This is a genomic window from Klebsiella sp. TF21-TM (genome assembly GCF_019753495.1).
In the GTDB taxonomy this organism is placed as follows: Bacteria; Pseudomonadota; Gammaproteobacteria; order Enterobacterales; family Enterobacteriaceae; genus Klebsiella; species Klebsiella quasipneumoniae.
Genome location: NZ_JAIJYL010000056.1, coordinates 1 through 9,977 on the forward strand (window position 1 = coordinate 1; position 9,977 = coordinate 9,977).

General features: G+C 49.2%; 9 protein-coding genes and 2 pseudogenes. 5 read left to right on the top strand and 6 right to left on the bottom strand.

The annotated features are described in order from the left end of the window. Nucleotides 1–101 precede the first annotated feature (101 nt). Together K5R89_RS26015 and K5R89_RS26020 are read left to right on the top strand one after the other, a co-directional pair. Nucleotides 102–1,154: pseudogene (locus tag K5R89_RS26015) on the top strand (penicillin-binding transpeptidase domain-containing protein); the annotation flags it as partial. A gap of 64 nt (nucleotides 1,155–1,218) precedes the next feature. Beyond that, entirely contained in the window at nucleotides 1,219–2,076 is an 858-nt protein-coding gene (locus K5R89_RS26020; protein WP_012477595.1) for a class A beta-lactamase LAP-2, read from the top strand. Nucleotides 2,077–2,124: 48 nt separating this feature from the next. Here K5R89_RS26020 and K5R89_RS26025 read toward each other — a convergent pair. Continuing rightward, nucleotides 2,125–3,278, bottom strand: a pseudogene (locus K5R89_RS26025) (IS3 family transposase). 394 nt (nucleotides 3,279–3,672) lie between these two features. Here K5R89_RS26025 and K5R89_RS26030 point away from each other — a divergent pair. After that, nucleotides 3,673–4,329: a quinolone resistance pentapeptide repeat protein QnrS1 gene (locus K5R89_RS26030; RefSeq protein WP_001516695.1), complete on the top strand. Its 657-nt coding sequence runs from the start codon at nucleotides 3,673–3,675 to the stop codon at nucleotides 4,327–4,329. A 421-nt stretch (nucleotides 4,330–4,750) separates the two neighbouring features. Here K5R89_RS26030 and K5R89_RS26035 read toward each other — a convergent pair whose 3' ends face one another. The 3 genes from K5R89_RS26035 to K5R89_RS26045 form a co-directional block, all read right to left on the bottom strand. Further along, entirely contained in the window at nucleotides 4,751–6,142 is a 1,392-nt protein-coding gene (locus tag K5R89_RS26035) for an ISKra4-like element ISKpn19 family transposase (RefSeq protein WP_001493761.1), read from the bottom strand. A 36-nt stretch (nucleotides 6,143–6,178) separates the two neighbouring features. Further along, nucleotides 6,179–6,751 (bottom strand): recombinase family protein, encoded by a 573-nt coding sequence (locus K5R89_RS26040; RefSeq protein ID WP_001493762.1) that lies wholly within the window; start codon nucleotides 6,749–6,751, stop codon nucleotides 6,179–6,181. Nucleotides 6,752–6,887: 136 nt separating this feature from the next. Continuing rightward, complete coding sequence (locus tag K5R89_RS26045) at nucleotides 6,888–7,433, bottom strand: plasmid pRiA4b ORF-3 family protein (RefSeq protein WP_001493763.1); 546 nt, start codon at nucleotides 7,431–7,433, stop codon at nucleotides 6,888–6,890. 95 nt (nucleotides 7,434–7,528) lie between these two features. Here K5R89_RS26045 and K5R89_RS26050 point away from each other — a divergent pair, with 95 nt between their 5' ends. Beyond that, complete coding sequence (locus K5R89_RS26050; protein ID WP_077256884.1) at nucleotides 7,529–8,104, top strand: DUF4113 domain-containing protein; 576 nt, start codon at nucleotides 7,529–7,531, stop codon at nucleotides 8,102–8,104. A gap of 146 nt (nucleotides 8,105–8,250) precedes the next feature. Here K5R89_RS26050 and K5R89_RS26055 read toward each other — a convergent pair whose 3' ends face one another. Next, nucleotides 8,251–8,532, bottom strand: a complete 282-nt coding sequence (locus K5R89_RS26055) for a helix-turn-helix transcriptional regulator (RefSeq protein WP_000780222.1) — start codon at nucleotides 8,530–8,532, stop codon at nucleotides 8,251–8,253. Continuing rightward, the gene (locus K5R89_RS26060) at nucleotides 8,513–8,842 is read right to left on the bottom strand and encodes a type II toxin-antitoxin system RelE/ParE family toxin (RefSeq protein WP_000493286.1); all 330 of its coding nucleotides are present in this window, start codon (nucleotides 8,840–8,842) and stop codon (nucleotides 8,513–8,515) included. Before K5R89_RS26060 ends, K5R89_RS26055 begins: the two co-directional genes overlap by 20 nt. Before the next feature lie 235 nt (nucleotides 8,843–9,077). Here K5R89_RS26060 and K5R89_RS26065 point away from each other — a divergent pair, with 235 nt between their 5' ends. After that, nucleotides 9,078–9,719: a hypothetical protein gene (locus K5R89_RS26065; protein ID WP_032440552.1), complete on the top strand. Its 642-nt coding sequence runs from the start codon at nucleotides 9,078–9,080 to the stop codon at nucleotides 9,717–9,719. The last annotated feature ends 258 nt before the right edge of the window (nucleotides 9,720–9,977 follow it).

The following is a 9,977-nucleotide window of genomic DNA, read 5'->3' on the forward strand; positions in this document are numbered from 1 at the left end:
AAGACGGGAAGTTTCGGCCCTTACGGATGCCCGGAAAACCTTAGCGTACGATTTTTTCCGAATTCTGCGGGCTCCCCCAGTATGACGCTCCGGAAACTGCACCGGCGATCAGGCTGAGTATTGACAGTGTGCTTCAGTATATTGTTTACAGCCGGTTAAGGGAGGGGGTCGAGCAACATCACGCCCAGTCAGGCGCTGCGGTGCTTGTCAGCGTAAACACCGGCGAAATTCTGGCTATGGCATCCTATCCGTCGTTTAATCCCAACCGTTTTTCCGGTGCCACTTCCGCTGAAATGCGTAACGTGGCGATTAATGACAGCTTTGAGCCGGGTTCAACGGTTAAACCCTTCGTCATTCTTGAAGGCCTGCGCCGCCATATTATCAGCAGCAGCACGCTTCTTGACACAAGGCCGTTCAGGGTTGACGGCCATCTTATCCGGGACGTGGGATACTGGCCGGCGCTGACGCCGACCGGCATACTTCAGAAATCCAGTGATACCGGAGTTTCACATATTGCCCTGGCGATGCCTTCGGATGCGCTGGTAAAAACGTATTCATCCTTCGGGCTGGGAAAACCGACAGGGCTGGGCCTTCCCGGTGAAAGTACTGGTTACTTTCCGTTCAGTCGCCATCGATGGGCTGATATTGAGCGCGCCACCTTCGCTTTTGGCTACGGCCTCCGGGTAACCCCGCTCCAGTTAGCCAGAGCCTATGCCACTCTCGGGGCCTGTGGCGTTTATCATCCGTTATCCGTTACACGGTTATCCGCGCCGGTGTACGGTGAGCAGGTGGCGGACCCGAAGCTTGCCGATGCTGTAATCAGAATGATGGAAAGTGATGTGTTACCCGGCGGAAGTGGCGTAAGGGCAGCTGTACCGGGCTACCGTCTGGCAATAAAAACCGGAACCGCAGAGAAGTTAGGTGCCGGTGGAAAATATGACGGGGGGCATATTACCTATACGGCAGGCGTCGCGCCGGCGAGCCGTCCTGAAGTGGCACTGGTTGTGGTTATTAACAATCCCAAAGCGGGACAGCATTTTGGTGGCTCAGTGGCGGCGCCTGTCTTCGGCCAGATTATCGGTCCGGTGCTTACCCGGCTGAAGATTGCACCGGATGCTTTACGTGCTCCGGTGGTACACCGACAGTCCGGCTGAACAGAGCCTGTTTACTCATTATTTATCTATTATTACTTAACTTAATTTTAAAAAGGATATTAATATGAAAAAGATCCGCCTTATTATAATCTCTTTACTGGCTGGAATGTGTACTCCAGCATTATCTACACCAGTCAATGTTACTGATACAATACAAAGCACAGAAGACCATATCAAAGGTCGGGTTGGTTTTACTGAAATAGACTTTTTATCCGGGAAGGTTCTGAGTAGTCATCGCCGTGAAGAACGTTTTCCTATGATGAGCACATTCAAAGTTTTGTTATGTGGAGCAATATTAGTACGTGTTGATAAAGGGCTTGAACAACTTGAACGCCGAATTACCTATAATAAGCATGACCTGGACGACTATTCTCCACTAACCAGTCAGCACATTGCAGATGGAATGACGGTTTCTGAGTTATGCAATGCTGCCATTACCACCAGTGATAACACTGCTGCAAATTTATTGCTATCAACTATTGGCGGGCCGGAGGGATTAACTCATTTTCTGCGTAGCACTGGTGATAGTTATACAAGGCTTGATCGACACGAACCCAGCCTTAATGAGGCGAAGCCTGGCGATGAGCGTGATACCACCACTCCGGCAGCGATGGCTCAAACGCTACAAAAATTGTTAAACGAAAGTGTACTTACAGAAAAATCTCGAAAAAAATTAATAAGCTGGATGCAGGAAGATAAAGTCGGCGGGCCTCTGTTCCGCTCTGTACTGCCAGCTGGCTGGATGATAGCGGATAAAACAGGAGCAGGTGATCACGGATCTCGGGGCATCGTTGCACTGTTGGGCCCCGGAGGCAAGCCATCTCGTATAGTAGTCCTGTATATTACAAATACTCATTCATCTATGAATGAACTCAACGAGCATATTGCAGGGATCGGAGATTCAGTAATTAAGAACTGGTAATATATTTACAGTGGATTTGACCCTATATATCCAGACGTTTTTGCTCTCTTACGGTTGCGATAACTTCCTGCGTATATATTCCCGTGGTGAGCGATATCCCAGTGCACTATGCGGATGATGTTCGTTGTAATGACTGAACGCCACCGCCAGATTCATCACCGCTGCCTCGCTGTCCGGTTTCGGCATGATGCTGATGTAGTCCCGTTTTATCGTCATCACGAAGCTTTCTGCTATGCCATTGCTTTCCGGGCTTCGCACTGCTGTCGTACAAGGCTCCAGTCCCAGCAACCGGGCGAACGCCGGCACTGTTGGCAACTGCCTTCCGAAGCGTTTTTCCACCGCACCCAGCATGACATCCTGCACCGTTTCTTTGTCATAGCCTCCGGTGCTCGCTGCCCAGTCAATGATCTCCCTGTCGCAGCAGTCCTGCGCGAAGGTCACCCGCAGCTTTTCGCCATTATCACAGCGGAACTCAAAGCCATCTGAGCACCAGCGCCGGTTACTTTCCGCTACTGCTACGCGCCCCTTATGGGCCCGCTTACGGCAAGGATCAGCGGGTTTACGTTCAAGAAGCAGATTATGCGTTCTCATAATGCGATACACCCGCTTTGCATTAACCACAGGCAGGCCGTCCCGCTCCGACTCCCGTCGCAGCAGCGCCCACACACGGCGATAACCATACGTCGGCAGGTCAGCCACCGCCATGTTTATCCGGGACAATACGGTGGTATCGTCAGAACGGGGCTGCCGTCTGCGATCCTGTCAGTCAGATGGCCGGTGAACCCGAATGCTCAACTGCGCACGCGACACGCCAAGACTTCTGCAAACGTCGCTTATTCGTCGTTCCCAGGCAACGAGGGCGCATGCGCAATCCATTTTTTTGCCCGGCCGAACTCCACGGCCTCTTTGAGTATCTCGGCTTCCATCGTCTTTTTGCCCAGAAGGCGCTGGAGTTCGCGAATTTGCTTATTGGCGGCAGCGAGTTCGGAGGCCGGCACCACTTCCTCGCCCGATGCAACAGCCGTCAGTGAACCGTCTTAATATTGCTTGCGCCATTTGAATATCTGGTTTGCATTGATGCCATGCAGGCGCGCGACATGAGACACGGTCATACCGGGCTCCATAGTCTGCTGAATAATGGCAATTTTTTCCTGCGGTGTACGACGCCGACGCCGCTCAGGTCCTGATAACACTTCAACCATCTTATCGTTCTGACTGGTATTAAACATAGTTCCAAGACTACCTCTTATTTTAAGAGAGTCGAAGTGTCTGGTGATCTATGGGGCCAGTCTAGCCCTCTTCCAAGTGTAGGGAGATATAGTCAAAGTTTGCTTCTCCGCCGATGAGTCCGCCCTGCGTCGGATAGTCCGATTTTTTACCGGCGAAGCACGGCTCTCCTAACCCTATCTAAAGCGAATAACTTTTTTCAACAGGGCCGCGTGCCAATGCAAGAGCGATAGGCGCTCTACGCGCCAATTTGACCACTTAAAACAGGTAAATTGAGGGGTTGTAATGTGTTGATGTAACAGGCTTTTATTTTAATGTCTTGGCATATGTATAATGGTAGTCTAGCCCTCCTTTCAACAAGGAGTACTCATGGAAACCTACAATCATACATATCGGCACCACAACTTTTCACATAAAGACTTAAGTGATCTCACCTTCACCGCTTGCACATTCATTCGCAGCGACTTTCGACGTGCTAACTTGCGTGATACGACATTCGTCAACTGCAAGTTCATTGAACAGGGTGATATCGAAGGCTGCCACTTTGATGTCGCAGATCTTCGTGATGCAAGTTTCCAACAATGCCAACTTGCGATGGCAAACTTCAGTAATGCCAATTGCTACGGTATAGAGTTCCGTGCGTGTGATTTAAAAGGTGCCAACTTTTCCCGAACAAACTTTGCCCATCAAGTGAGTAATCGTATGTACTTTTGCTCAGCATTTATTTCTGGATGTAATCTTTCCTATGCCAATATGGAGAGGGTTTGTTTAGAAAAATGTGAGTTGTTTGAAAATCGCTGGATAGGAACGAACCTAGCGGGTGCATCACTGAAAGAGTCAGACTTAAGTCGAGGTGTTTTTTCCGAAGATGTCTGGGGGCAATTTAGCCTACAGGGTGCCAATTTATGCCACGCCGAACTCGACGGTTTAGATCCCCGCAAAGTCGATACATCAGGTATCAAAATTGCAGCCTGGCAGCAAGAACTGATTCTCGAAGCACTGGGTATTGTTGTTTATCCTGACTAATTGCTTTGATGTGTGATTTTAAACGCTCAAATTTATAAAACGAATAATATTGTCAACCTTGCAATAATAGACATAGGGACAACCATGTATAAATTTTTACCCTCAGGCGTCTTCACAATAGAGCCATATAGCAGTGGGTCACTTAGTGGGCTTAATTTTTCCATTAAAGATAATATTAATATTGCTCAGTATAAAACATCATATGGTAGCCCATCTTGGCAAGTAAACATAAGGCTGCCATTTATAAGGCACTGTTGCAAAAATGTGGAGGTGATAGGGGTACTACGCCGGAACCCCAGATTTTTCCGTCCGTTCAAATTATCCACGGTTGAGCAGCTTGATCCCGTCCGCCCGCAGTTGACCAACAGGGGAAATATGCCTGTACAAAGTGAGAGCATAAAAAATATTGGGGCAGCGTGAGCTATGCTGCCATCGCTGGTCCCTTCCCGTCACTTTGAAAACCCGGATACCAGCAGACAAATTTATCCTGCAGTTCGTTATTCAAAACGGCGGTCCGGGTCTGTAACAAATAATGAGCCCCTTTTCTGCTCCACTGCATCTGCTGCTTTTTGGCCATTCGTCTGGCGATCACTTCATTGATCGTGGATTCCACAAACGCGGTTGATACCGGCTCTCCGTACCGACGCATTTCGCCGTAGTTTGGGATCATCATCTTATTATTCCGGATGTAGGTATACATTTCATCCAGATGTTTTTGCAGGGATTTCAGGCTAGGATAGCTGAGTTCAGGGTCATCGCAATACATAACGCAATTATCAATATGTTCCAGCGCAGCGACAACATTGCCATGCCAGAGATATCGTTTAATGCTTTCCAGCAGTGCCAGAACTTTACTCCCCGCCTCTGGATCTGATACCAGCAGTCCCCGGGCATATTGCATGAGCACCTTCAGCCTCATGGTGATATGAAACCAGTCCAGCACATGCGTTGACTCAGGGTACATACCGAACTGGAGGTCCCTGAGATTATCCGCGCCGTCGGACAGAAAAAATATCTGCTGGTTGGCCTGCATTCCCTGCGCTGAAAGGTGGGTCATGAGCCTGCGTTCCGGATGACAGTCATCCTTCTGAACAAAACCGAAGCGGCGGGTGTCAGCAGGCGCACCAACGGAAAAAGACTTCCCGGCAATAATTTCAAAATTACGCTTTTTGTCATCCCGATCGCGAACATAACCACCATCTATACCCACCACAAGCGGTTTTCCTGGCCTGGGCAGGTTCCCCCAGTCGCGGGGGCAGCCGGAAAGAAAACCTGAATGAGCTTCAGCCTCAGCGTCAAGACGCTGCGCCACCTGGCATAAATGATTCCTCACCGTTGAGGCATTCAGGCTGTGGCCCACCGGCAGAATATCTTTCAGCAGACGAGTCGTCATTTCATAGGAGATCATCGAGGCCCAGCGGGTTTCAATATATTTCAGTGCCGGGTGAGAATAATCGCCGGCCCAGTCGCTGAGCAAACTGACTGTCTTTGTATCACTCTCTTCACAACGGCACCGGTACACCCGAAGCCCGGATACCGGAATAACGCCAAACAGCGTCCGGTACCGTATTTTCTGTTTGCCTTTGATTCTGCGCGCAGCAAGGCAGTGAGGGCACCGGATATGGTGTTGAGTATATTCGTCTGCCTGCAGCTGGACCACCGACTGCTGGACCGTATTCAGCAACAGCTTGGATTCTGACACCGATAATCCGATGTCGTTCCGGGTCTCCCCTGATTTCTGGATTGTCATCAGTTCCTCCGTTCGACTGGAGCCTGATTCATCGGTGATGACTATCTGGAGCGTCAGTTGCATCATTGCCTCCTGCTGTGGTGGATGACTATCTCCCGGCTACTGGTTGTTCATCTGGTGACGAAGCTTATAATATGTGGAAACGCCAAGGCCCGCATGGTCGCAGGCGATCCTGAGCCTGACCCCTCTGCTTCTGAGTGCGTCAATTTCCTGGATCTTTTTGATATCGGCGCCGGGGCGCCCTGTTTTTTCACCCCGTGCTTTTTTCGCGGCGATGCCGTCGGCCTGCCTTTCCTTCAGTAAGGCTCGTTCAAACTGGCTGAATGCCGACATCATGTGCAGCTGCAGTTCCTGCATCGGATTGTTTGTGCCGGCGCTGAACGTCAGCTGCTCTTTCAGAAAAATAAGGGTAACGCCCTGGTCACGAAGCCGGGTGGTGACAGCGCACATATCCGACATATTCCGGCAAAGGCGATCGATGGAATGAACCAGAAGCGTATCACCAGGGCGTAATTGCCCCAGGAGTTCCTGTAACCCCGGGCGGTTTGTGTCCTTCGCGCTGGCATGCTCAACACAAATTTTATCAGGCTGAAAACCCGCCTTTGACAATGCCTCTTCCTGACGGGCCGTATTCTGATCGGCCGAGCTTACCCTGATGTAGGCATATTGCACGCAAAACCTCCGGAAGGTCTTTAAACATCATAGAGATTTAAAGAATAATCCATAAACACTGATTTAGGGAGGTTTATAGACATTTTTTCGGGGATCTGAGAGGCATGCTGAAAACGTATACCTTTATAGACATCAGTCAGCGACGACGGCCCAGCCAGATAACTTCAGGCTCCAGTACCGGAGATGCAAGGTCGAGCCTGCTCAGTTGCCGGTTGATTTTGTGGCGGTTGAACCTGACAGCATCCAGGTCGTCAGCAAAAGGGCGGATCTCGCCGACCGTTGTTTCATCATCCGCATTAACGATAGCTTCAAGAAACGCCAGGGTTTTATCGAACTCATCCGCAGCTGTGGCTCCGGGCATACCATGGCCGCTTATACAAAACGGCGCTTTCAGCGTAGAGTTTTCATAAATGGCCTCAACACGAATGTCATGAAGCCAGTGCTCAAAGAAATTGTATTCATAGGTAAAGCGATCGCCAGCATCAAAAGCAAAATCATCAATCACGACCCGGAACGGATTATCGACAAAACCGATGCCTCCTTCGTAGGAGATACCGTAATCTTTGCCATAAATGTGAAATTGATGGAGATGGTCGTCCCCCCAGCCCTGCACTATCTGGAAAATGAAGTGAAGCGCGGCCAGTGACGTGTCGGCAGCAATTCTCAGCCGACGCCAGACCATCGGACTGACTCCATGAACTGCTATTTTGATGACGTAGATCTTCATAGTCAGCAGGTATTGTTATGAAATGATGGTGGTTATTTTAACCCCTGTAGATGGCATCATTCGATGGCTGCCCCGAGGTTTTTCATGCTCTCCAAATTGTCGTCTCCAGGTCATTTGGTGAGCGTGTAACCAGCTTTCAGGAAATGCAGATGGCCATCACCGGCTTTGCTGCGCGGGCAGGAGAAAAGCTGCGTCAGGAAAAGCAGCACTGTCGTGCGATCAGTGTCTTTATCCGAACCAGCCCGTTTTCACCCCGGGATGCGCCCTGTGCCAGCCAGGCGACGGAGACGCTACTGGTAGCCACTCAGGACAGCCGGGACATCATTGCCGCTGCCCAGCGTGCGCTTGCGCGCATCTGGCGTGATGGCTACCGGTACGCAAAGGCTGGTATCATGCTGGCCGATTTTTCCGGCCGCGAGGCACAACTTAATCTGTTTGATGAATGTGCTCCCCGTCCTGACAGCGAAGCCCTGATGAATGCCGTCGATCGGATTAACCGCGCCGGTAAGGGCCGCATTTTTTTTGCCGGCCAGGGGATCAATGTGGGGTTCGCGATGCGCAGGGAAATGCTGAGTCCGGAATACACGACAGACTGGAACGCCTTGCCGCGTGCTTTCATGAGATAAGCGATATCTGGATTTTATAGATGTAAAATCATATGGTTACATTATTAACGTATGGTTCTTCCCCATTGGGCTTCAGACCTCCTGTACCGCGTTTTCCTGTTGAGACAACACCTACCCGGCGAAAACTAAAACCGGGTAGGATGTCATCAGTACAGGGCAATGACAGGTTTTTTGATGCCGCAGGCGTGAGCGTAGCGGGTCAGAGTGTCGATGCTGGCTTTGGTGATGTTGTTTTCCAGGCGGGAAATAACCGGAGGTGTAACCCCCATGCGTTCAGCAACCTGCGCTTTTGTCAGGTTGTCATGTTTACGCCATTCCGCAAGTAGCTCTCTGAGCTTCTCCTTGCGTTCTTCTTCCTGCCATGCAGCGCGATATTCGTCGTCCTGCATCCACTCGTTATGCAGTTCTTTATGGCTTACCAGTTTCATTAAGTACCTCCGCTAACCGCTTTTTGGCGAGATCGATTTCTTTCGCTGGCGTTTTCTGTGACTTCTTGATGAAAACCCGGAGCATGATGATGGTATTGCCTTTGTGGTATACCCAGATGCCCCTGGCTATGTCCGTCCCCATCGTGCGGATCTCAAAAAGTCCATCGCCCAGGGGCTTCGTGTCCGGCTCCCGCAGTAATCGGGCATCATACTCCAGTTTGCCGATGAGACGGTCAAACTTCACCCTGATTTTTACGGGTAATGCTGTGGCTTCTTCCCTGGCTTCCGGGTGATAAACAACGCTAAACATGTGACCTCCCATTTCCATTAATATTAACCTATAGGCTAATGTTAGGCAAGGTGAAAATTAACCTGTAAGCTAATTTTTAGGGAGGGGTATGCGACCAGCTATGACACGGACCCAGCATTGACAAAAGGCTCTAAAATTGTATTTTTTAACTTTTACGTTCCTTTTTACATCAGTGCCTTAACATTTTTTCTATGTACTGAACGAAGGGATAATTTTGAGACAAGGATACAATTATATGAAAGTGAATTATCTGGCACCGTTATTATGTATTGGCGTGTTGGCGCTGACCGGTTGTAACGATCCAAAGAAACCCTCCGAAAGTAATTTCAAAGAAGCCGCACAGCAGTATCTGGATACTGTATACCCGGCATGTTATATCAAAGCTAATTTCCCTTACAAAACAGATGGTTTCAACATTAACAACATGCCAGAAATATTGCATGCAATGGCAGAAAAAGGGTTGTTAACTGAAACAGAATTATCGCGTAAACATATTGATGCCACATGGGGGATTAAAGAACGAGATATAGTCGTTAACAGTTATGACCTGACGGAAGAAGGGAAAAAATACTACAAGCAAGATGCGGCTAAAAATATGCGAGGTGAGAATCTTGGTGGATTCTGCTTTGGAAAAGCAACAGTAACAGACGTCAGTAATTTCACTGAACCATCTGATGCAATGGGGCAGAAAATTTCCCGAGTGACTTTTACATATAAAGTTAGTGATATACCTGACTGGGCAAAATCACCTGAGATTCTGAATGCCGACCGTCAGATAAAAAAAGACGTAAACTCAGAACATGATGGTGTGAAAGTGACCAATGTTTTCCTCCTGACTAATAACGGATGGATACATCAAAAGTTATTTGGTAAATGATTAACCCTAAGTGATAGGGCGTGTTTTGAGATAGTTAGCGAAGATGAGGCACTTGCGGTTATCTGGCCGTGAGTGCCTGGACGGTACGTTCACCTCTGAAAAAACAGGCCTGCCGCTCTGACGAGGCCTGTTTTAATTCTCAGATATAAACTGTCCAGAAAATGGCGATGGCAGTAAAGAAGGCACTGTTGCAAAGTTAGCGATGAGGCAGCCTTTTGTCTTATTCAAAGGCCTTACATTTCAAAAACTCTGCTTACC

Bases quoted from the DNA above. Each gene is read 5' to 3' on its own strand.
- K5R89_RS26020 (WP_012477595.1), top strand. From the start codon at position 1,219: ATGAAAAAGATCCGCCTTATTATAATCTCTTTACTGGCTGGAATGTGT.
- K5R89_RS26030 (WP_001516695.1), top strand. From the start codon at position 3,673: ATGGAAACCTACAATCATACATATCGGCACCACAACTTTTCACATAAA.
- K5R89_RS26035 (WP_001493761.1), bottom strand. From the start codon at position 6,142: ATGCAACTGACGCTCCAGATAGTCATCACCGATGAATCAGGCTCCAGT.
- K5R89_RS26045 (WP_001493763.1), bottom strand. From the start codon at position 7,433: ATGGTCTGGCGTCGGCTGAGAATTGCTGCCGACACGTCACTGGCCGCG.
- K5R89_RS26050 (WP_077256884.1), top strand. From the start codon at position 7,529: ATGGCATCATTCGATGGCTGCCCCGAGGTTTTTCATGCTCTCCAAATT.
- K5R89_RS26055 (WP_000780222.1), bottom strand. From the start codon at position 8,532: ATGAAACTGGTAAGCCATAAAGAACTGCATAACGAGTGGATGCAGGAC.
- K5R89_RS26060 (WP_000493286.1), bottom strand. From the start codon at position 8,842: ATGTTTAGCGTTGTTTATCACCCGGAAGCCAGGGAAGAAGCCACAGCA.
- K5R89_RS26065 (WP_032440552.1), top strand. From the start codon at position 9,078: ATGAAAGTGAATTATCTGGCACCGTTATTATGTATTGGCGTGTTGGCG.